Raw genomic sequence first — 22,188 nt, forward strand, 5'->3', positions numbered from 1 at the left:
CAACGTTAGCCAGTGTCGAATCTTCCCCCATGTTTCATGGGTTCTAGTGAAAGCACATTAGGCAAAAGTATTGAAAGACCCCGGCTCTGCTGGGGTTTTTCGCATCTGAACTTGGCTATATTTTCAGCTCACCAACAATGTTAGTTTGCTCTTGCAAGTAAAATTCTATGATTTGAAGTGCTGAGATGTGCGCTTTGTGGACTCTTGAATCCCCACAACCACACTCCATTGTATGCTGTTCCCTTGCCCATAAACCATTTTCATCCTTTCGGTAAAACCATCCTCTAACAAACCCAACTCGGGTCATATCCATACCTGGATGTTCAACCATAAGTTCGCTTACCTCAAATAAATTGGCACCACGGGATATAACACCAATTCCTTTTTGATAAAGAGATAAGTGTCCCATATTTACGTGTTGGATAAGATCGTCTATCTCGAATGCAACTGAACCTTTAATATTTATCAGATCTTCAATTCTAGAAAAGTGTAATGTAGCGTTTTCATCAGACTCACCATATAGAGCCTCCTCAGGTACGTTAATTATGACACAGCCATTAGGGTCGCCATCAATTGAATTAAAGGTTTGTGATATTTTGGCACCCCGAAAAAATGCAGCTTGAGGCCATGCAATCTTAACATAGCTCTCATGATACTCTGGTAATTCAAGGGCCCTATGAAACGCAGGGGTGGGGAATGATTTATCTTTTACGTCAGCTAATTCTCTCCAAGGTAATCCGAGTAACATCCTTAGAATAGGATCGTCCGTTATAGGAGGGAAAAGGTCACTTGTTGTATCAAAGCCATTCTTTGAAGAGTACTTACGCAAAATCTCACTACTGCATTTAATTTCAGAGAGAAAACAATTTTGAGGGAGATCAGTTTGCTGTAGAGGTCCCACTAACCATGCCGCCTGAGCCTCCATCCTGGGATGGAAACCCTCTAACTTTAAAGAAGCTAAATCGACTAAACCAACCTGTTCGGCTGCTTTCTTATCTAGGATATAAAGATAACCCACACCCTCGCTATGAGTATATCGCGCCTTTAGCTTTCGTAACCAGACGGGTCGCTCTGCAAAGTCTTCACTCATTTCTAATGTATGCTGTTGATCATACTGATGGCTGGCGAACCACGCCCCAACAGCTGCGTTCGACGAGCAATCAATATAAAAAGAGCGCCAACCATAATGTTGAAGGAGTGCCTGTATAAATTTAAAGTCGTTAACGTGATGCCCGATAGTCGTGCTAAGAACATTTTTTGCGTAACGACTCCACTTGAGCATTTCACTAGGTATACATCCATGTCGGTCAAAAGAAGTTTTGACCGAAGGCAACCCTGGATCTCCGTATCTAGTATTTTGACCACGGAATAAGACATCAGTACCATGCTTGGAAAGTATATTCTCTAGTTCATTCAGAGAGTTGGCTGTGTATAGTTCCAAACTTTTTCTCCTTTCGAATCTAAAGCGGGCTAAAAAACACCCACTTCCTAATTAATCATCGCTTTGAAATAATAACTTTAACTAACTTCCTGAAACTTAGCTGTAGCTAACCTCTAAATTATTAGAACTGCGTTATCAATTTATTGCGGCCTTTCTGAGCCGTTGCGGGCACGCTGTCAGACGATTCAGTCTGACGGAGTTCCGATTCATGAAACTGACCTCTCTTGTTTTCCTGCCGGCTCTGCTGCCGGCATCCGTACTGGCCGGCACGGTCGTCTTCACCGACAGTCAGCATCTGCCGGCAAATCTGCCGCCGGACGTGCCGGTGGTTCTTCTTGATGGTCCTGACCGGCTGCAGGCCGACATGTTCGGGGAATTGCCTGCAGACCCGCAGCAGGCCGAGGCACAGGTCAGGCAGGCTATGACGTCTCCTGCCTGGCAACAAAAACAGCTGCAACTAAACGATTCCTATCGCCAGGTGGTCCGGGCCTGGGAACTGGGCATTAAAAAAGTGCCGGCCGTGGTGTTTGATGACCGCGATGTGGTGTACGGCACCACGGATGTGGCCGTGGCCACATCCCTGCGTAACCGGGGAGGTGGTCAGTGAATACAACACCTTCCCGCATCAGAACCACGGTGTGCTCGCTGGCGGTTGCCACTTTACTGGGTACGGCAACCGCGCCAGCTGCTGTTGCAGCACTTAACACGGCGCAGATTATTGCCAGCGCCGTGTCGCAAAACTGTATCAGCTGGCGTGTCAGTGGCATCTGTTACTGGCTGTTCTGCACCCCCTTTGGCTGCAAGGTGCGCACGTCGGTCAAAGTCACCCACTTTATTCCTCAGGCAGTCGTTTCAACCTATGTCGCGCCGGGCGGCAACCCGTGGCAGGAAATGGCGTTTGTCAGCCAGACCGCCGGCGGGCTGGAGAGTGCCGTGACCCGCGGGCTTTCCGGTGTTTCTGCCGGAGGAGCCAATCCGGCCGACATGAAAAATCCCGGCCAACGCAAGTCCGCCGTGCGTTTCAAGTATGCCGATGCGATTGGCCACCCGGCCACCTCCCTGATTGGCGGCAGTATTCCGGGCTATTCCTGTGATACCGCAGCCACCTCGTTAATGCCTTACTTCCTGAGTACGCTGGATTCGGCGGCCTGGCGCACGGGCGTACCGGAATCCCTGTATCCGGAAGCGCTTGTACCCGGCCAGCGGGAAATCGGCAGTCAGGCAGCAGCCAACATGTGGGGCAACATCTATCCCCGTTCGGGGTTTATCAGCCAGACCGATGATGACAAAGCCTCTGCCGTGGTGGCGCAGCGTGTGGCAGACATTATCACCCGCGCCGGGCAGCCCCATGTTTATCAGGTGCTCCGGGGCAACCGCCATGACGGGTACTGGCCACCGGGCGAGGTCACGGAAAACACCGGCACGCGCAATCACAAATGGCAGCGGCTGGCTCCCCACATGACACAGTCATGTGCCGTATTCCCGGACGGGAGCTATACCGCCGCGAGCGATAACAACGAAGCCTTTGCGCTCTGGCAGCCCTACAGCTGCTGCAAAAAGCGCGGGCAGAAATTTCTGGGCAGCACAGATATCTGATGAGGAAAACCGTGAAAAAAACACCTTCATTTTCAGCCGTTCGCGTAAGCCTGCTGCTGACCGGCTCCCTGCTGACCGTTCTCCCGGCCGCGCACGCGGCCGATGATGACAATACCATCCTGGGCATGTCCCTGCCGCAGGTGAACAACAGCGCCATCGGTTACGGCAAGTCCGTCGATGGTGCGGTGTCGGACAAACTGTTCTACACCCTCGGGGGCGGGTCGGTCATTTCCCAGCCGGCCACGCGCGGCAATATGCAGAAGCTGGGGCTGAATACCGGCTGGAGCAGTGACCTGATGTGCGGCAATTTCGACCTGAAAACCACCGTCGGCAACCAGCTCAACGGCGTCACATCCGGCTTTAAAAACCTGATGGGCGACGTGATTCAGGGGGCCACCGGCGCGGTGGCCAGTCTGCCGGCGATGGTCATTCAGCGGGCCAACCCCGGTCTGTACGACATGCTCACCAACGGCGTTCTTCAGGCCAATGTGTCATTCGACAAGGCGCAGCTTAACTGCCAGAACATGGCGAAAAAGATGATGGACTTCAGCGACAGCAGTAACTGGACGCAGCAGGCCATGATGGATGAATACAAGTCTGTTGTGAACAGCGGAGATACTGACGCGGTTCGTGCAGATGAGGCGGGGCGGAAAGTCACCGGCACGTCGGGCAACAACTGGATTGGTGGTCAGAAACGTGGGGGGGCGGGGCAGCCCGCCATCCGTGTCACCCATGACCTTGTCGCTGCCGGCTACAACATGATGAACGGTTTACCTGTCACCGCTAATTCGACTGTCGGCGAAAGCAGCTGTAACGGTGGCGCATGCTCTAAATTCGGCAGCGCTGAGGAGGCGGCGGCCATGACCGTGAAGGTACTGGGCGATCGCTCGATGCGCACCTGTGCCAACGCGAGCGAATGTACCAGCGGTGATGCGGATGACCAGCCCGGTACGACCGTTGCCGGCACCGGCTTTGCCCCACTGTTGGAAGAGGCAACTAAAGCCAACGCTGAGCAGCTGGTCAGGCTCGTCAACGGTACGGAAAAGCCCACGGCCGCGAATCTGGCTAAGCTGAAAACCGGCGGACTGCCGGTGACGGCCGGCGTGATTAAAGCCCTGCAGCGTGATCCGGATAACGCGGCCCTGACCGCCCGTCTTGCCGGCGAGCTGGCCATGTCTGACACGGTGGAAACGGCGCTGCTGATGCGTCGCATGATGGTTACCGGTATGTCGGAGCCGAATGCCGCTGCCCAGCCAAAGGCCATTGATACCGCCGGTCAGCGTATCGAGGCGCTGGATCGGGAAATCGCGGCGCTGAAAAACGAGATGGAGATGAAGCGTGAACTGTCACGTAATTCAGTGCTGACCATTATCGACAGGGAGAATCAGCGCGTCGAAACCAACCCGCAGACCCAGTCAGATGACAATACCGACAGTCGCTTCAACCAGATGGCAGCGCCGCAGTCGGCTGAATGAGGGAATAAGGATGCGTAATAAAACGACTGTCAGGAAAGTCCTGACCCGTGCCGGCATCTTCCTCGCCTGCATGGCGCTGTTCATGGTGGTCTCACTGATGATGGCTGACACCGCCATGAAACATCCGACTGAAGCTGCTGCATTCCGGAGCTGGATGCAGTCGACGCGTTACGGCTGGCTGATGTGGCGACTGGCGCTGTATGCGCTGGTTGCGTGGGGCCTCTGGAAAATCCGGCATGCGCCGGGCTTCCGGGAGGCATACCGGCGGCCGCTGCTGCGCATCAGTGTGGTCAGTGTGCTTTTTATCGCGTTGTGTGAGTACGCGATGTTTACCGGTCCGGGAGTCTGAAGATGACGACAAACAGCTATCTTGAGTATTTTCTCACGCTGCTCGGCTGGGTGATCAATAACGGTCTGTGGAATGTCCTGCTGAGCACCGGCCTTTTTGTCCTTCCGCTGGCGTTTAAGGTGGTGGGTATCTGGCTCAGGGTCCGTGAAGAGGGGGAGGATGAAGGCAACAAGGGGATGCTGTCGCTGCCCCGTATCGAGAACGCGCTGTATGCCGGCTTCCTGGTGATGATTGCCTGCTGCGTACCGCTGATTAATGTCAGCCTCAGTACGATGCAGTACGACACAACCCGGGCAAAGAGCTGTGGTGTGTGGACGCCCAAAGCGCCGGATGAAAGCGGCTATGCCGGCGTGGTCACCAGTCTCAACGACCAGACGGCTGCAGCACCGGTATGGTGGGTGCTGATTCATAAACTCTCAAAAGGGGTAACCCAGGCGGCCGTGGCGACCATTCCCTGCCGCCCTGACATGCGCCAGATCCGCTTTGAAGTGCAGCATACGCGTATCGACAACAAAGCGCTGGCGCAGGAGCTGCAGGACTTCACCAACGACTGCTATTCGGTTGCGTTGTATCTGTGGAAGCAACAGGATCAGGGCCAGACTAAGGACAAAACCACGCTGCGTGATATCGAATGGATTGGCAGCAGTACATTCCTGAGCCGGTATTATCCTTCGTTGCAGTCCAAACTGCCCCGGGCTGCGTTCCCATGGTCTGACAGCCGGGACAGCGGCCGACCCAATACCGGAAGAGGAGGCTATCCCACCTGCAGCGAATGGTGGAGCAGTGCGGATACCGGTCTGAAAGCCCGCGTGAAGGACCAGGCTGACCCGGATATGTGGCTGCGTATCTCGGCCGCCATGAAAATGTCAGGCTTTAACGACAGTGACTATCAGGAAGCTGTCATACGGCGCCTGGTCAGCCCGGAGAGCCTGACGGTCTCACAGAGTGGCCATGTGTATGCCGGCTATGGCGGCAACGCCGATTTTACCCTGGATAATGCAGCGGCACGCGTGGCGGCTATTGGCGGGACATCTCTCGGCAGTCTGGCGGCATTCCCGGCGTTCGATGCGATGCGACAGGCGCTGCCAATGGTGCAGGCTATCCTGCTGATGGCAATATATGTCATGCTGCCGCTGATTCTGGCGTTTGCGGCTTACGAGTTCAAGACCGTTATTACGCTGACCTTTGTAATATTCGCCCTGAACTTCCTGACGTTCTGGTGGGAACTGGCGCGCTGGCTCGACAGCTGGCTGTTAACCGCGTTGTACAGTTCGGATACACACAGCCGCTTCAATATGGCGGGACTGCAGAACAGTTCAGATGACCTCATTATGAATCTGGTGATGGGAGCGATGTTTATTGTACTGCCTGCCGTTTGGCTGGGAGCTCTTTCGTGGGCAGGGGCCAGCGTGGGTGTCGCTGTTAGCGCTGCCTTTCAAAAGGGTACTGAAACTGCTCAGAATACAGGCGGGAAACTTGGAGAAGCTGCTGGTAATGCTATCGGCAGTAAAGCAACCAAAGGGTAGTTTTACTGGCCGAGTTAATTGGGCCTAATCTTCACTCGGGGATTTGTAAGGAGCGCCATCATATTCATTATTGATGGCGCTATTCATTACAAATTCATCATGAAAATTATTTTCATCTTTCTTTTCATTAAAACTATTTATTGAAGCATCTTTAGAGCTAGATCCTATATGTGTTATGGCAGCAATAAAAGTCCATAATAAAACTGCGCTGCAGCTTATCAAGAAACCGCCTGCTATAAGTGCAACTAACGAACAAAGGACAGCTAAAAGCAGCGGTATGTGGCCTAACCACTTCGGCAGTTTGTATTGTTTAGCCAGTATGACGCAGCGCTGATCTAAACGTGTAAAAATTTTTTTGATACCCTTCCATATTGCAGCGAGACGAACACCACGTTCCCAGGCGCGTTTTTCTTGAGACTGATACATCTCCCCCTCCGAATTAGGTGAGTTCTAAAGGGACTATAGCGGATTTTTTGAGCAATTACTAATTACTGCTTCAGTACTCAGAGTTACTAATAAATTCTCTAATATCATCGGGTTAATTTTTTTCAATGCGTTACGACTTGTCATCATTAAAAAAGCATCATTATACTGTGCTTATATACAGTATAATTTGAGGGGCGAGTTATGCCAATTCCTTTAGAACAGACGATGTGTTGGGATAAAAGTTCGCAGAAAAATTCAGCAAACACACCGGTTTTGATGATGGCGGCTATCGCCAGACTTACAGGTAGCAATCCATCACTGGCATGCGTTCCGTTGTTTGGTGATGGGGTTTCATGTGGTTTCCCTTCTCCAGCACAGGATTATGTCGAAAAACGTCTTTCCCTCGATGACCTTTGCATCCGCTATCCGGAAAGTACCTATCTGGTGCGAGCAGAGGGGGATTCGATGCTTAATGCCGGGATTAAAGACGGTGATTTACTAATAGTGGAGTGTATTCGTGAGGCAAAGCACGGTGACATTGTCATTGCAGCCGTAGATGGGGAGTTTACCTGTAAGAGGCTTCAGCTATTGCCATCACCAGCTCTGGTCCCGGCTAATCCAGCTTATTCTTCAATCCCCCTTACTGAGGATATAGAAACAGTGGTCTTTGGTGTGGTACGTCATCTCGTTCACTCCTTCAAATTCCGGGATGCCTGAGCATGTTTGCGCTGGTCGATGTGAATTCTTTTTATGCTTCATGCGAAACCGTTTTCAGGCCAGACCTCCGTGGCAAACCTGTGGTTGTACTATCCAATAATGATGGATGCATAATAGCCCGTTCAGCAGCTGCGAAGTCACTTGGGCTAAAAATGGGTGACCCCTGGTTCAAGGTTGGCCGCGAGGCGGAAAGAAGAGGCGTTGTTGCCTTTTCCAGTAATTACAGCCTTTATGCTGACATGTCTGACAGAGTGATGACTATTTTGCAGATGTTAGCTCCCCGCGTAGAAATATACAGTATTGATGAAGCCTTTTGCGATCTTACGGGAGTAAGTGGTCTTTTATCACTTGAGGTTTTTGGCCATCAGATACGTGAGCAGATCAGGCGCAGGACACACCTTACCGTGGGGGTGGGGATAGGCCCAACGAAAACTCTGGCTAAACTGGCCCAATATGCAAGTAAACGCTGGCCAGCTACGCGAGGAGTAGTTGACCTGAGCAATATAGGGCGACAGCGAAAGTTAATGGCCTTGGTGCCAGTCGAAGAGGTCTGGGGTATTGGCCGTCGGCTCGGTAAAAAATTGCAGTTGATGGGGATTAACAATGCACTCCAGCTGTCTGAGCTGTCTCCTTCATTTATTCGTAAGCAATTTTCAGTGGTTGTTGAACGAACAGTAAGAGAACTCAACGGCACGCCCTGCCTGGGCCTTGAAGAGTTTACAGCTCCAAAGGAGCAAATCATATGCTCCCGCTCCTTTGGAGAAAAACCTACAGATGAATTCAGCATCCATCAGGCCGTCTGCGCTCATGCCGAACGTGCAGCAGAAAAGTTACGCGCAGAGCACCAGTTTTGTAAACGAGTAGCGGTATTCATCAGTACCAGTCCCTTTGCAGAGAATGAATCGTTCTATAAAAATCAGGCTGTAACGGAGCTTGCTGTTCCGGCCCGTGATTCCCGGGATATCATCAAGGCGGCTGTAAGAGCTCTTGAAACAATATTCATCCCGGGGCATCGTTATCAACGCGCAGGTGTAATTCTCACCGATTTTCGCAGCGCGGCAGTATCACAACTTACCCTGTTCGATGACCTTCAGCCTCATCGTAATAGCGATGAATTAATGACACTCATAGACAGCATTAACAGCTCTGGTAAGGGTTCAGTCTGGTTTGCAGGGCAGGGCATTAAAAGTGATGCCACAGGCTGGAAGATGCGAAGAGAAAGACTTTCGCCCGCTTTTACAACCAGATTGGATGATATTGTCAGAGTAAGGTAATCATCTTTTTTATATTTGCTCGAAACCGCACCATTGACATTACAAACTCTATACGGCAGGGTTTACAGTCTGTTACATGGTGAATAAGTCAAGCGTACTTTTCATTGACCGCTTTTTTAGTAAATATGTTTGGAGGATATGGATCGTGAGGAGTCTTACCGCCATTTTAATAATTCCTGCTCTTGTCACAGCCTGTAGCATGCAGGAAATAGCAGATACAAATAAGAAAATCAGTGATGGTGCTTCAGGTATAATGAACTCTTTGAGGGGAAACTCTAACCCATCAACTGATGTTACAACACCAATGCATTTACCTCAGTCATAAAAAAAAGAATCCAAGTCTAAAAATTATACTGTAGCTGTTGATGTAGATACTGCTGCTGCCAGAATAAAAAGACATTACAAGTTTATGTCAAGTCAGGAGCTGGATAGTTTACGGAATAGCTCTAATGACGGGGCATGGAAAGCGGCCGCTGAAGATGATGCACATCCAGTTTGGGAGGCAATACCTGGTAGCTATTATAAAATGGGATCTGACTGGAATGATAACGATCATTTAGATGTAGAAATTGAAAAAAACGGGAGTGGGAGTAAACTCTATATAACATATTCTTCGGCATCTGCAGAAAGGCTATCGGGATCTGGCGTACAGAAGTTGATGAAGGAAATTCATTCCGTGGCTATAGGTGAGTGATATTTTATCGGGACAAGGTAGTTATCATTATGTGTTAATGATAACTACCTTTTGTAGTTGGTTTATTTTAACTCAATATATAGGCCAAGCGCGATACAAAAAGCATGCAGTAGAATTGGTAAAAGAAGCCCTCTGCTTTGATATCTTGCTCCACAGAAAATTAATGAAAGTGAAAACATTTGGATTTTGGTGGGCAATGAATACTGTGTGTGTATAACTGCAAACAAAACAGAAACTGTCAGCCCACCGATGATATAGCCCGCCTTTTCACCAAGGGCGTTTAAAAAAGAACTCAGGATAATTCCTCTGAAAACCAGTTCCTCCAGTAGAGGGAAAATAATAATTGTGGCTGCGATTTTTACAGCTGCCATTTCATGTGACAAACCTTTAGTAAATTCTGTAACGAAGGGTTCTTTCGGCGTAAGGTAGTATGAAGCAGTGTAAGCAATAATTATGAGCAAGAAAAAAACAAATGACTGCTTGTTAGGTTTCCCCCAGGTTAATCCTTGGTAAATTGAGGTGTTATTTAATAAGTGAGTTATGGATAAAAAAATTAAAAGCATCATCAGAGGCTTAATTATCTGCAAATGTAATATTGAGAAATTAAGCCTGGTCATTAAGAATATATTTAGATCAATAGAGGTTAATAATAAATAAAAGAATAAAAAGTTAGATAATCCGAAAGTCAGAATCATAAGGCGTTGTTTTAAAATATCCATATCAACCACTTTCATCGGAGAAAACTACATATTACTCACCCAAAAAACGATGTCTACATCCATTTGACGTCGTATTTCCCTGTTGGTACTATCAAACTGTTGTACTGTCGCACTGGCGACCACCAATGCTCTTGTAGCCTGTGATGAGCGCCTTCGGGTGGCTACAGTCGCACTTAAGCTGCGACCACCAATGTTCCGGCAGTCTGTGAGGAGCGCCTTCGGGTGACTGCACAATAAAACTCTCTAAGCCTGAAAGGGAGTACATGAAAAATGTGGCAAATCTGCTCACCTTTGAAAGCAGATATCGTCTATGAAAGCGCACTATGACGCGGCGATGAAGGTTTACTGTGTAGCAAATCTGCCAGTTTCAATTCACTTCCGTTCTGTGAACGGCATCAGTTCAACGTCTTCTCATTTGCAGTGATACGCCCTGAGTTTCGTACGACTTTTGCATCGACGGATAAGGCCATTTGGTACATTTGGCCGCTTACGGAGTTGCATTAGGAGCACGAAGCTGCGCGGCGTCACTTGTGAAGTGGCGAAGACACTACCAAGTGACGCGCGCAGCGCATAACGTCTCAACCCACGTACGACGTGGTTTTCAACGTTTTACTACCATCTGACCAACATGTAGTCCGTATCAGTACGGTATTAAACTCACTTTTACATCAACGTAAGCACGACGGAAGGCCGTCTGAACGTTCAACTATCAGTAAGGAGGAAATCGACTCGGTATCGATGGCGACACTACGAACAGTAGTGTTGGAGGCAGCTTGACGTAAGTCAGCTCTGCATAAGCAGCAAACAGATCAGAGATCTGGGGTGCCTCGCAAGAACTCAACAATTCGCCGCCCCGATGCACAGATACCAGTTGAGACGCAGGAAGCGCAAAAGCAACCGTGTCGTCGGGGATGAATTACTGGGGTACAGATCCGTCCGCTTATTTACAAGCCGAGGGACGTGTATCCCTGTGGAGATATAGGAATGTCCAGATTCAGTAAACAGCTGTGCAAACAACTTGTCACACTTGCTCGTCAGGGACGGGGAAGTTATAAAACTGTGGCTGATCGCTCAAGAATTGCAGAACGATTTTCTGAGAGACTGTCAGATCTGAATATTCAGATTAGGGACGTGAAACACATTAAAACTTCACATGTTGAAAAATATATGGAAAGCAGGAAGACGGAAAACCTTTCTCTCAGAACCCTTCAGAATGAAATGTCCGCAATCAGATCTATCTTGCTATCAGCCGGAAGAAATAAGCTTGCTGACCCTAATCATATTAGTTTGAGCAATCATGCGCTCGGAATTTCCGGAGCAAACAGAGATGGTACGAAACTACCTATTACAGACGAAAAACTCAACGCTGTAGTCAATTTTGCTCAAAGAAAAGACGAAGGCGTAGCTCTTGCTGTGCAACTTTCCCGATATCTTGGGTTGAGAACAGAAGAAACCGTTCAGTCTGCAAAGTCTTTAAAAACATGGAGACAAGCATTGATTAATAATCATGAACGTGTCCGTATTGTATTTGGGACGAAAGGCGGGAGGCCGAGAGAAACAACAGTTTACAATCGTGAAAAAGTTTTATCAATTCTTGATAAAGCAATTCAATATATCAGTGAACATAACGGGAAGCTGATTGATAAACCCTCTCTGCATACCGCAATTGATCGCTACCGAAATATTGTAAGAGAGGCAGGGATGAATGGTAAAAATGCGCCGCACAGTTTACGTTATGCTTATTCACGAGATGCTGTAAATCATCATATTAAAAATGGAATGAGTCGCGATGAAGCCGAGGCATTAGTTTCAATGGATCTGGGCCATGGAGATGGCCGGGGGCGTTATATCAAACAAGTTTATTTTCGTAAGGAAACAGAATAGATTGTATCGCTACTGAATTTTCAGGATGTAGAGCCACAGCTCATTCAGGGCTGTGGCTTTTTTAAATTTCCAATCAGTAAATTTACATATTCGAATGGCTTTCATGCTTGTTACGCCAGCAAGTCTTACTGTTTCATTTATTGAGTTTCCGTTCCGGAAAGTATTGATTGTCTCTTTTTACTTGTTGGCTTTATTTTTAATATAATAATTTTTTGACATGTAAAGAATGTCATTTCTTTATTTTGTGGTTGGTTACCATAAATTTTTCATTGTAGATAATAATTCCGATGTCAGATCGTTTGGTTCTTTTTGGTTTTTGTATTCGAAATGGTGGTGTTTTTTATTTTAAACTCAGAGTCTGTGGTTGTTAGTGTTTTACAATCCCATATCTTACGATACCGTTTAAACCATTAAAATCGCTGCCATTGTAAGAATGAGTGTGTCATTGATACTTAAAATGAATATAGGTTTTATTCAGAAAATTAAATCCGCACCATTCCTGATGGAGTTAGAATTCACTTTCCTTATCGTTCAGGTATTTTCGGAACTCATCAATAAATGTGCGAATTCGTGCCGGTAGATACCTGCGGCTGGGATATATGACATGGACGGCAAGCTCTGCCGCGCTTATTGACGGCAAAACTTCAACCAGCTTGCCTTCGTTCAGTTCCCGTGCCACGACAAAGGGAGGCAGAAGTCCGATTCCCATACCCTCTGTCGCAGCGACCCGGATGGCATCGCCACTATCGAATCGGGCGTAAATCCTGCCGTTGACGCTGACCGACTGACCTTCTTTATCGATGAAGTTCCACGCGGTGGTAGTGGTGCCAAGCCCGTAGATGAGGCGTTGATGTTTTTCCAGCCCGGAGGTGCTGAGAGGAACGCCCTGCTTTTCCAGGTAGCCCGGCGCAGCATAAAGACGCGGCCTGGCGCGCGCTATCACCTGCGTCACATATTCAGTGCTGGTCACCCCTTCGCCCACCCTGATAGCCAGATCAAACCCCTCTTCCACAAGATCGACAATCCGGTCCGTAAAATTGGCCTCAACGCTCAGTTCGGGCGATGCGGCCAGCAACGAGCCCAGAAACGGAATCACTATCGCTTTGCCATATCCTTCGGAAACCGTTAGCCGAAGCGTGCCGCGGGGAAGCGGATGGTCATGCCGGATACTGGCTTCGGCTTCCTGCACATCTTCGATTATCTGTAAGCAGCGGGAATAAAATTCATGGCCTTCCGTTGTGAGGGAAAGCCTTCTTGTTGTGCGATGAAACAACCGGGTCCCCAGGTAGTCTTCAAGACGAGACAGCGCTTTTCCCGCCGCAGAACGCGTCAATCCCACTGATGCCCCTCCCGCGACGAAACTGCCAGCCTCAGCTACGGCGACAAATATCCGGATCGCCCGGAGATCGAGTTCGGATGTTAACGGATTTCGTTTCGGGACTTTTGCCGCTCTCATAGGGGAAACATATTCGCTAATTAGAGTCGTAACATCGTTATTGTCGAATAATAAACCAAGAGGTAAGAGAATGCTCCCGGAACAGGCACAAAACGCACTTGATGGCTGGATCACCGCCGCCGCCCCCGTGGTCAAGAAACTGTATGGCGAGACGGAAACCGAATGGCCAGAGGTTCGCCGGCAATATATGCATGGCATGCTTAATCTCTTTCCGGCCATCCGCGGCGTTTCCTACAATACAACAATGTTGGGATCCACCCCCGCTCTCTGCGCGACGCCAGATGATGTTGAGACAGAGCGTACAGTCCTTTATATCCACGGCGGCGGTTACGTTCACGGAGGCGTAGAAGCCTACCGCGGCCTTACGGGACGTCTCGCCAACCAGCTGAAGGCAAAAGTCTACACCCCGGCCTACCGCCAGGCGCCTGACTTCCCGTTCCCGGTGCCAATAAACGATGTTTTTTCTGCCTATCGCGCCCTCCTGGCCTGCGGTAGCGATCCGCGAAAACTCGTTCTGGTCGGTGATTCTGCTGGCGGGGCAATGGTGGTAACCATGATGCGTAAGGCCCGTGACGCAGGTATTGCGCTGCCGGTGGCGGGAGTCGCCATCTCCCCATGGGCAAACCTCACGCACAGCGGTTTTTCCGCAACGGTGCGCGATGGAATAGATCCGCTCTGCCGCGTGGCGTTTCTCAATATCCTCGCGCGCACCTTCCTCGCGGGTGCGCTGCCTACGCATCCCGATGCGTCTCCCGTTTTTGCCGATGTTCACGATCTGGCGCCGATCCTGATTCAGATCGGTGAAAATGAAGTCATGCTCAGCGACGCGATCCGTCTCGCGTCCCATCTGGGCGAAGCGCGGGTACGCACGTCGCTTGAGGTCTGGCCGGGAATGTTTCATGTCTGGCATCTGTTGGCCGGGACGTTACCCGAAGCCGACCAGGCTCTGCGTAATGCGGTCCGTTTCCTCGACGACGCGCTGAGGATCGCTGAAGCTAGCGGGAAGTAACCTGCACAGGTACGGGCGGCGAACGCTCGCCCGTAGGCTAACAAACGTACTCACGCGCTCCTCAAGGTAAAGCCGTAGTGCCCCGCTGGCGCTGTGCAAAGGCGAGGCACATTTTTAAGACCCTTCTATTTTACCGTTCAAATTCCCACACGAAGCCCTCTTCTGTGCCGGTAACGCGCCCCACAGAACTTGCTGAAAAGTGGCTTGTGAATACCGTCGCCTGACGTTCGGCGGCAAAGTTTAAGAACCACTTCCGGGACTGATTCGCCTGCAAACTATCCTTGCAAAATACGGAACTCAGGGCGTGATGAGACACCTGCAGCGGGGTATGCATCAGGTCGCCACAAAAAATCGCCGTTCCCTCTGTCGTTTCAACGGCAATGCTCATATGCCCGACGCTATGCCCCGGAGTAGGGTAAAACAGGATCCCCGGGAGAAATTCCGTCGGGGAATCCGCTACCGTCACCAGACGGCCGCTCTCAACAATCGGCAAAATGCTGTCATCAAATACCATTTTGCGCGCGGCAGCTGCCGGAGATGAGACAAAATTGAGCTCAGATTGAGAACAAACCCATGTCGCGTTGGTAAACGCAGGCCGCCATTTTTCCCCATCCCAGAGGGTGTTCCAGCCGACATGATCGGTGTGTAAATGGGTATGCAATACATAATCGATATCATCGGGTTGAATACCCGTCTGCTTTAAATTTTCCATCCATGGCGAAGAGAGCTGATGAAACAAGGGGCTAAATGGCCGATTCTTGCCATTGCCGGTCGCCGTATCAATCAGTATCCGGCCCTGCGGCGAGTCGATTAACCAGCTATGCACGCTCATTTCGATCGGCGTTTGCGCGTTCATCCCTGCAGGAAAACGAACGCCTGCGGCATCCGGCAATAATTTAGCCAGCGGCATGCTAAAAAGCTGTTCAGTAATTCGGGTAATAACCACATTTCCGAGACGATAAGAAGCGGGGGTAGACATCGGTGGCATCCTTTTGATAAACACATCATTAATCATGGCTGACAGCTGTAGCACTGCGCTTCATGGCAAGAGTATAAAACAGAGTCGCAGCCGTTGCCGCGCTGACGCTCACTATCGCCAGCCCCAAACCAAGCGCATTGTCAATTCCGTGAAATTTCTGGCTTAAATATCCGACCAGAAACGGCCCAATGCCCCCGCCCAACAGGTTAGTCATAAAAACCAGCAGGGAAATCGCGCGGCCGCGCATTCTGTTGGGGATCGCTATTTGTAACGGAATGGGGGCCAGCGCCATGGTGATGCTGGCGCAGAACAGCGTTATGGCATAAAAGATAATCGCCGTAGAAAATGGCATACAAGAGGCGAGTACGGAGAAAATAATCAACAATCCGCACGCGCAAGCAGACACTTTGAGCGAGTCTCGTAGCAGGTTTGCCGGTAGCGCCGCGCGCACTAATTTCCCGGCCAGCAGAACCCCGACAACCCCCGCACACATATATACCGGTCCGGTAATTTGCCCAACATAGCCCGCCGTGAGAGTAAAGTGCCGCATCATGACCGTCGGGAACCAGGCCGTCAGCGAATAAAACAGCATAATGAGGCAGGTGTAGGCAAAATAAAAAGGCAAGCAAAAACGGTTCTTCACCAGCAGTTCGTTAAGTACGTCGCGGAACGCAGGCGTTCCCTTTTCCACCGATGTCTGACTCGCCTGATGATTCCGCCGGGCGGGTTCACTTACGGTGAAAAAAACCAATATGGAGAGTAATATGCCGGGTAACCCGACGATTAAAAAGACCCATTGCCAGGGATGCATTGCCGCCAAACCGGGCATATGGCCCATTTCGCGGGTTAACCACCCCAACAACATTCCGCCCCCGGTGAGTGCCAGGCCGCTGCCAATATAGGGGCCCAGCATAAAGATTCCGGTAGCGCGAGTTAAACGGCTGGCAATAAACATATCAGCGAACAGCGACAACACGGCCGGACTCAGAGCGGCCTCCGCTATAGCCGTTCCACCGCGCCAGATCAACAGCTCCGTATAGCTACCGGCGGTAGCGCACAACATCGTTGAACATGCCCAAATGGCCACGCACACCGCAATTAATCTTACCCGATTGGCGCTGTCCACCATTCGGGAAATAATCACCCCGGCGGTAGCATAGCAAAGGGTAAAAGAGAACCCCTGAAGTATACCTATCTGAATATCTGAAATGTGTAAAGTAGCTTTTAATGGCTCAACCAGGATACTCATTATTTGACGATCGAGATAGGAAAAGGCAAAGCAGGCGAGGAATAACCCAACAGGGTAGGCGCATGCGCCCACCGTGGTCCCCTCTTGACTAGCACCGGATCGAATATTCATCGGGAATGCTCTCGTAGCGGATTAATACCAGGTGGCAGGCGAAGCGATCACCGCAATACAATCACCGGCGACGACATGAGAAAACGTGCGCGTGACCATAATCTCTCCGGTCCCGGAAAAATAGTGCTCTTTTGCCGGTTCCCAGGGGGCATCGAGGTTATAGAGTCGCCCGGCAAGCTGATCCTGTTTAACGCGATCGCCAAGTTTAAAACAGGGCTCAAACACCCCTCGCCCGGCAGAGAATAGATAATGTCCGGCGCCGCCTACCTTCATCAGTCGCGTCTCATTTTGTGAGGCGACGGGGGCATGCTTCGTGACCCCTGATGCCTGTAAAACGCGTCTCAGCCCACTCTCGACAATCTGCAGATTATCCGGGTTACAGGAGGCACCGCCCCCAAACTCACCGCAGAGAAAAAGCTTTCCGTGACGTTCCGCAGCAGCGCCGTATGTACGATCTTCTCCCAGCAGATCCATGATCATGGTCGTCGGCGCATTGAAAGCGTTAACGAGCTTGATGTAGTCGCGATGCTGGGCCGCGTTTTTCGGAAGCGCGGCTAATAACACCGGCGCATGGTTAAATGATGCGCCGCCGGCATGCATATCTAAAATAATGTCGGCGAGCGGAAATAATTCCGTATCAACATAATGCGCGATCATTTCCGTCAGGCTGCCGTTCCGCTTCCCGGGGAACATTCGGTTCAGGTTGCCATTATCGATAGGAGAAGTGCGTGTACCCTGCTGAAATGCGGGGAAATTAAGCCCCGGAATCACAATAATTCTGCCATTAATTTTCCAGGCTGCCATTTCCTGGATAATTTTCATCAACGCGACGGGTCCTTCCAGCTCATCGCCATGGTTACCCCCGGTCATCAGGACCGTTGGACCTTCCCCTTGTTTCAGGACGGCGATCGGAACGGGAATACGCCCATAGGCGGAGGTGTTGTGCGAATAAGGAAGCATCAGCACGCCGGTTTGAAATCCCTCTTTATCAAAATCGACGGTGGCACTGATAAGCGAACGTGGTGAGGTCATCTAACACTCCTGATTCAGGTCGTTTGCGGATGGGCCTCAGTATGAATTTAGCCGTCGAATCAATAAAAGTACTTAATAGTACCCATGGTGATGCTTTAAAAGCATCACTAAGGATAATGTAAGATATTTAATGACTCATGGAGTGAATCTAAAAATCGTTTCACCAGCGGAGAGTTATTTTCTGCCAGAAATGCGAATTTTAATGGCATCATAATACTTAGATCTGACAAACGGACTAGTCGCACCCCTACCGGAAGACGTGAAATAGTGGCGGAATTAACCAGGGCGACGCCAATACCGGCATTGACCAGCGCCAGTATTGCGGACTCTGTTTGCGCTTCCTGTACCACGTTAAGGGTAATTCCTATGCTGTGGCAGGCGGCCATAACGTGATCGTAATAGGCGGGATAGACCCGGCGGAAGGAGGTGATAAACGGTAAGTGCGCCACCCGATGTAGCGATATAACGTCGAGATTATCCTCAACCGGCCATGCTTTTGGCAGCGCTAAGCGAATATCGTACTGATACAACGTTTTAAACTGACACTGTTCAGACATGGCGCCAAACCCATAAACAAAACCGCCATCGAGCTCGCCCTTTTCAATCAATGCAATCTGCTCCGGCGTGTTCAGCGGAATCAGTTCAAGCGTTGCCCGCGGCACAACCTGCTTAAAGTGACGCAGCGTGGAAGGTACAATCCCATCCCAGCTGCTGTTTTCCACAAATCCAAGTCGCAGATGCCCGTCAAAACCGCTGGCGATGCGATGCGCCTGTTCAACAGAAAGATCCAGTCCAGCGAGCATTTTTTTGATATCACGATAAAACGCTTCACCCGCCAGGGTGAGAGTAAGCCCGCGAGGATGACGAATAAAGAGTTTGACCCCAACTTCAGTTTCTAAGTCCTGTATTTGCCGGGAAATAGCGGGCTGAGTGACGTGAAGATAATGAGAGGCCAGGCGAATGCTTTTATGCTCGGCAACGGTGATAAAATAGCGTAAATGGCGTAGCTCCATTTTTTGCTCCAGAATAAAATTGCAGGTTCGCTGTAAGATTACAAGAGATAGACATGCTTGCATTTTTTCTGAAACAGACTATCAGGATTAAACGAGACCTGCGTGGGTCTTCAGGATATTAACTGACGGTAATAATTAACTGGTTACTTCTGTAAAACAACCTTAGCTATGCCTGACCGGGTTAGAACTCAATCAACTGTGTGAGTCTGACAGTAAGCAATGACACCTGAGGCAGCGATGATAGTTCTTTCAGAACTTCCAGGGTAATTAGCTCAGATAATCAATCATTTCGTCAATAAATACCTGATACCTGCTTTCATTTACCCGTGAAGGGTCGTAGAGCAAATGCATTTCCCGTGAGGGAATAGTGAAGTTCTCCAGGATAGGAACGAGTTTTTCCCTGTTGATAAGTCGCCTGAGCTCTTTTTCATAACCAATCAGCACACCTGTGCCTCTTAATGCCGCCTCAAGGATTGCTCCCCAGTCGTTAATCGCCAGGCGAGAGTTTACCATCACTTCAGCAGGACCTTCAGTGCTGGCAAAAGGCCAGTAATGGGTTAACCCCGCAGACCAGGGTGCAAAAACCAGACACTCATGATGTTTCAGATCAGAAGGTTGTTCTGGATGACCGTACTTTGTCAGGTATTGAGGAGCAGCACATGCAATAAATCGGTATGCAGGCAACGGTTTTGCCGCAAGCCGGAGTTTCTTATCAAGCTCGCCGATTCGTATCACCAGGTCAAAATCCTCTGAAGCAGGATTAATAACGTCATCAGTAAGAACAAGTTCAATACGCATTTTCGGGTAGCGCTCAAGAAATGTGCTCAAAAAATCTACCAGGACATAACGGCCGAACGTTACCGGCGCATTCAGCCGCAGCGTACCTGCAAGAACTCCGCTCGTACTGCTTGCTTCCCGGTCAGCGCTGTCGATGGCCTGTAAAATTGTTTCACAACGCCTGTAGTACAGCGATCCTGCCGGCGTCAGGCTTTGCCTGCGCGTCGTTCGGTTAAGCAGGCGCGTTTCAAGCTGCTTCTCAAGTGTGGCGATATGGCGGGCCACCATCTGAGGCGACATACCGAGTCTGTCTGCGGCCGCGACAAAAGAGCCTGTCTGAACCACAACCACGAAGGCCCGCATTCCGGTAAGTTTATCCAGCATTCGCTACTCCTGGTTGTTTCAGAACTCAATATTGGCGAATTTTAAAAACTGCTAATACTTATTATGCTTATTTTTTGTCTTATGAACAGGACAGCGAAAACGATGCACATTTATATTGTCAGAATGGACCATCCGGACGGCAGCGGGTGGAATACCTTTGTGCGCGAGCATGTGATTTATCTGAAAGGTCTGATAGAACAGGGCAAACTGTTAGCGTCCGGTCCGCTCAAAAACACGCCACTGCGGGCGGGATTTCTTATTTTCAGGGCTGAGACGCGCGATGAAGTCCAGTCCATGATCGGTGCGGACCCTTTTGCACGTGAAGGCCTTATTGCCCACCTTGATATCCAGCAATGGGACCCGCTGTTCGGGCAGCTCAGCAGTTACTCAAGCCATAATGCAAGCGGGGATTTGAAGGATTTAATTGATTAACCAATTGAGTTAAGAAAAATTTCTCTCAGTCTGCCGGATGATCCACATACAGGGTATGGGGAAGAGGAACGCCTGTATTCATGGCGATACATTTCCGGTATGTTCGGTAATGTATCGCCATTAACCAATTCTGGTTAGCATGGCAGAACATTCAATCCATCAGGTCGCGCCATTTTACCATTCTGTCACTGAGGTCAAGCGTCTCTCCGTCGACACTGAAACGGCCATCGCCCTGATGGTGGAGCAGGCGCAGTTCCTGCCATGAGCTGTCAAGCCAAATCCGCCGAACTTCCAGCACCCACAGGTTATAGCGCCGCACCTGGCTGTCATCCACCACTCTGCACTCCAGGTTAGCCAGGCATTTATCTACCAGAGGCGCTCTGACCGATTGCGCGGCAACGGGGGTCAGGCCGAAACGCGCAAATTTGTCGTCTGTTTCTCCCGAGCAATTACCGATGTCCACAACGGCCTTTGCCATCCCGGCTGGCGGTACAGCCAGAACACATTCCCCGGTATCTGACAGCGCCTGATAGCTGTAATCCCAGGGGCCGATAATCACACCAACCAGCGGTGGGGCATGCTGCATCATCATGTGAAAACCTGCGGTCATCAGATTCGTCCGGCCATCTGTCCCCCTGGTGGACACCAGAATAACGGGACCAGCTTCAAGAATACGGTACGCTTTTTCCGCAGGCAGGCTGTCATGCATGAGATATCCTCCAGAAAGAAAATCAGGGACAGTGTGGTTCACATGTCCCCGGGGGTTATTACTCTTCAAAATCCGTGGCGTCTGACGCGCTTCGCCAGACATCAAGGTCCTGACTCACTGCATGCATTTTTTGTTCAGCGAGGGTGTTGGCAATCTTACCAGCAAAAAGATGCACGGGAGGGGCGTCAGCAAAGGCCGCCTGCAGTATCAGAGAAGCGACTTTATCAGGATTGCCAGCCTGTTTGCCGTCCAGACCGTTCAGATGGAGGTCCAGCGAGGCCTGAGCTTCGGTATAGTCAGCGATTGTGCGCTGGGCCACGACCAGCGTCTCTTTCGACAGAAACCCGGTGCGCACCGGTCCAGGATAAACCACTGTGGCTCTGATGTTCAGCTCGGCCAGTTCGGCCGCCAGGGTTTCGGTCAGACCGGCCAGTGCGAATTTGCTGGCGACATAGCTGCCCCAGCCCGCGTAACCGCCCTGAAAGCCCACGATCGACGCCACGTTGAAGATATGTCCGCTGCGCCGCGTACGCATATGCGGCAGGGCATGGCGCAGAACATGCAGGGGAGCAAACACGTTAACATCAAAATTGCGACGCAATTCGCTGTCGGTTAATGCTTCAATGGTGCCCTGCTGGCCGTAGCCTGCGTTGTTGACCACACAGTCAATGCGCCCGAAGGCGGCAATGGTGCTGTCGATGGCTTTTTGAACGCTGGCTTCGTTCACCAGGTCCACCTCCAGCGCCAGCAGTCGCGCGTTATCGTCGCCGAATGCCTGACGCAGACTGGTCAGGGTGCGGGAGGTTGCGGCTACGGCATCGCCTCGCGCCAGTAACTGGCGTGCCAGCGAAAGGCCAATACCACGAGCAGCGCCGGTGATAAACCAGACTTTTGCAGGGGAGGTTTGTTGTTGCATTGATGAAGACTCCTGTTGTT

General features: G+C 50.4%; 21 protein-coding genes. 10 read left to right on the forward strand and 11 right to left on the reverse strand.

Features of this window, described 5'->3' with window-relative positions; translation table 11 throughout:
* Positions 1-115: 115 nt before the first annotated feature.
* On the reverse strand, positions 116-1,441 hold the full coding sequence (locus AOY24_RS06965) for an FRG domain-containing protein (protein ID WP_054176393.1): 1,326 nt from the start codon (positions 1,439-1,441) through the stop codon (positions 116-118).
* A 208-nt stretch (positions 1,442-1,649) separates the two neighbouring features.
* On the opposite strand from AOY24_RS06965, the gene AOY24_RS06970 reads away from it, so the two are divergent.
* The 5 genes from AOY24_RS06970 to AOY24_RS06990 are packed head-to-tail and all read left to right on the forward strand — an operon-like array spanning position 1,650 to position 6,387.
* Positions 1,650-2,048, forward strand: coding sequence for a TIGR03757 family integrating conjugative element protein (locus AOY24_RS06970; protein ID WP_054176394.1), 399 nt, complete (start codon positions 1,650-1,652; stop codon positions 2,046-2,048).
* Entirely contained in the window at positions 2,045-3,037 is a 993-nt protein-coding gene (locus AOY24_RS06975; protein WP_054176395.1) for a TIGR03756 family integrating conjugative element protein, read from the forward strand. The genes AOY24_RS06970 and AOY24_RS06975 overlap by 4 nt, the downstream gene beginning before the upstream one ends.
* Positions 3,037-4,512: an integrating conjugative element protein gene (locus AOY24_RS06980; RefSeq protein WP_032608306.1), complete on the forward strand. Its 1,476-nt coding sequence runs from the start codon at positions 3,037-3,039 to the stop codon at positions 4,510-4,512. The genes AOY24_RS06975 and AOY24_RS06980 overlap by 1 nt, the downstream gene beginning before the upstream one ends.
* Before the next feature lie 10 nt (positions 4,513-4,522).
* Complete coding sequence (locus AOY24_RS06985; RefSeq protein WP_004115513.1) at positions 4,523-4,861, forward strand: hypothetical protein; 339 nt, start codon at positions 4,523-4,525, stop codon at positions 4,859-4,861.
* A gap of 2 nt (positions 4,862-4,863) precedes the next feature.
* A complete protein-coding gene (locus AOY24_RS06990) occupies positions 4,864-6,387 on the forward strand; it encodes a conjugal transfer protein TraG N-terminal domain-containing protein (RefSeq protein ID WP_029593071.1) in 1,524 nt (507 codons plus the stop codon).
* Positions 6,388-6,411: 24 nt separating this feature from the next.
* On the opposite strand, the gene AOY24_RS06995 is transcribed toward AOY24_RS06990, so the two are convergent.
* The gene (locus tag AOY24_RS06995; protein WP_004115509.1) at positions 6,412-6,813 is read right to left on the reverse strand and encodes a hypothetical protein; all 402 of its coding nucleotides are present in this window, start codon (positions 6,811-6,813) and stop codon (positions 6,412-6,414) included.
* Positions 6,814-7,092: 279 nt separating this feature from the next.
* Here AOY24_RS06995 and umuD point away from each other — a divergent pair, with 279 nt between their 5' ends.
* The gene (gene umuD / locus AOY24_RS07000) at positions 7,093-7,530 is read left to right on the forward strand and encodes a translesion error-prone DNA polymerase V autoproteolytic subunit (RefSeq protein ID WP_072195359.1); all 438 of its coding nucleotides are present in this window, start codon (positions 7,093-7,095) and stop codon (positions 7,528-7,530) included.
* A gap of 2 nt (positions 7,531-7,532) precedes the next feature.
* On the forward strand, positions 7,533-8,804 hold the full coding sequence (gene umuC, locus AOY24_RS07005; RefSeq protein ID WP_029591133.1) for a translesion error-prone DNA polymerase V subunit UmuC: 1,272 nt from the start codon (positions 7,533-7,535) through the stop codon (positions 8,802-8,804).
* A 756-nt stretch (positions 8,805-9,560) separates the two neighbouring features.
* On the opposite strand, the gene AOY24_RS07010 is transcribed toward umuC, so the two are convergent.
* On the reverse strand, positions 9,561-10,217 hold the full coding sequence (locus tag AOY24_RS07010; protein ID WP_110237818.1) for a CPBP family intramembrane glutamic endopeptidase: 657 nt from the start codon (positions 10,215-10,217) through the stop codon (positions 9,561-9,563).
* A gap of 984 nt (positions 10,218-11,201) precedes the next feature.
* Here AOY24_RS07010 and AOY24_RS07015 point away from each other — a divergent pair.
* Positions 11,202-12,101, forward strand: a complete 900-nt coding sequence (locus AOY24_RS07015; RefSeq protein ID WP_054176397.1) for an integrase domain-containing protein — start codon at positions 11,202-11,204, stop codon at positions 12,099-12,101.
* A gap of 508 nt (positions 12,102-12,609) precedes the next feature.
* On the opposite strand, the gene AOY24_RS07020 is transcribed toward AOY24_RS07015, so the two are convergent.
* The gene (locus AOY24_RS07020) at positions 12,610-13,557 is read right to left on the reverse strand and encodes a LysR family transcriptional regulator (RefSeq protein ID WP_048330686.1); all 948 of its coding nucleotides are present in this window, start codon (positions 13,555-13,557) and stop codon (positions 12,610-12,612) included.
* Between the two features lie 70 nt (positions 13,558-13,627).
* Between AOY24_RS07020 and AOY24_RS07025 the strand changes: the two genes are divergently transcribed.
* Positions 13,628-14,566, forward strand: coding sequence for an alpha/beta hydrolase fold domain-containing protein (locus tag AOY24_RS07025; protein WP_048330685.1), 939 nt, complete (start codon positions 13,628-13,630; stop codon positions 14,564-14,566).
* Between the two features lie 130 nt (positions 14,567-14,696).
* Here the strand turns inward: AOY24_RS07025 and AOY24_RS07030 are convergent, their stop codons facing one another.
* The 5 genes from AOY24_RS07030 to AOY24_RS07050 form a co-directional block, all read right to left on the reverse strand.
* Positions 14,697-15,545 (reverse strand): MBL fold metallo-hydrolase, encoded by an 849-nt coding sequence (locus AOY24_RS07030; protein ID WP_053067579.1) that lies wholly within the window; start codon positions 15,543-15,545, stop codon positions 14,697-14,699.
* A 28-nt stretch (positions 15,546-15,573) separates the two neighbouring features.
* Positions 15,574-16,905 carry an MFS transporter gene (locus AOY24_RS07035; RefSeq protein WP_048330724.1) on the reverse strand — a complete coding sequence of 444 codons (1,332 nt, stop codon included), beginning with the start codon at positions 16,903-16,905 and terminating at the stop codon, positions 15,574-15,576.
* 21 nt (positions 16,906-16,926) lie between these two features.
* A complete protein-coding gene (locus AOY24_RS07040; RefSeq protein WP_048330684.1) occupies positions 16,927-17,937 on the reverse strand; it encodes a succinylglutamate desuccinylase/aspartoacylase family protein in 1,011 nt (336 codons plus the stop codon).
* Between the two features lie 107 nt (positions 17,938-18,044).
* Entirely contained in the window at positions 18,045-18,950 is a 906-nt protein-coding gene (locus AOY24_RS07045; protein WP_054176398.1) for a LysR family transcriptional regulator, read from the reverse strand.
* Positions 18,951-19,217: 267 nt separating this feature from the next.
* Complete coding sequence (locus AOY24_RS07050; protein ID WP_054176399.1) at positions 19,218-20,111, reverse strand: LysR family transcriptional regulator; 894 nt, start codon at positions 20,109-20,111, stop codon at positions 19,218-19,220.
* A gap of 102 nt (positions 20,112-20,213) precedes the next feature.
* On the opposite strand from AOY24_RS07050, the gene AOY24_RS07055 reads away from it, so the two are divergent.
* A complete protein-coding gene (locus AOY24_RS07055; protein ID WP_048330681.1) occupies positions 20,214-20,543 on the forward strand; it encodes a YciI family protein in 330 nt (109 codons plus the stop codon).
* Positions 20,544-20,694: 151 nt separating this feature from the next.
* Here AOY24_RS07055 and AOY24_RS07060 read toward each other — a convergent pair whose 3' ends face one another.
* Positions 20,695-21,252, reverse strand: coding sequence for a flavin reductase family protein (locus tag AOY24_RS07060; RefSeq protein ID WP_048330680.1), 558 nt, complete (start codon positions 21,250-21,252; stop codon positions 20,695-20,697).
* Positions 21,253-21,310: 58 nt separating this feature from the next.
* Positions 21,311-22,168, reverse strand: coding sequence for an SDR family oxidoreductase (locus AOY24_RS07065; RefSeq protein WP_045903272.1), 858 nt, complete (start codon positions 22,166-22,168; stop codon positions 21,311-21,313).
* Positions 22,169-22,188 lie beyond the last annotated feature (20 nt).

This window comes from Citrobacter sp. CtB7.12 (assembly GCF_001297795.1).
GTDB classification, from domain to species: domain Bacteria; phylum Pseudomonadota; class Gammaproteobacteria; order Enterobacterales; family Enterobacteriaceae; genus Citrobacter_A; species Citrobacter_A amalonaticus.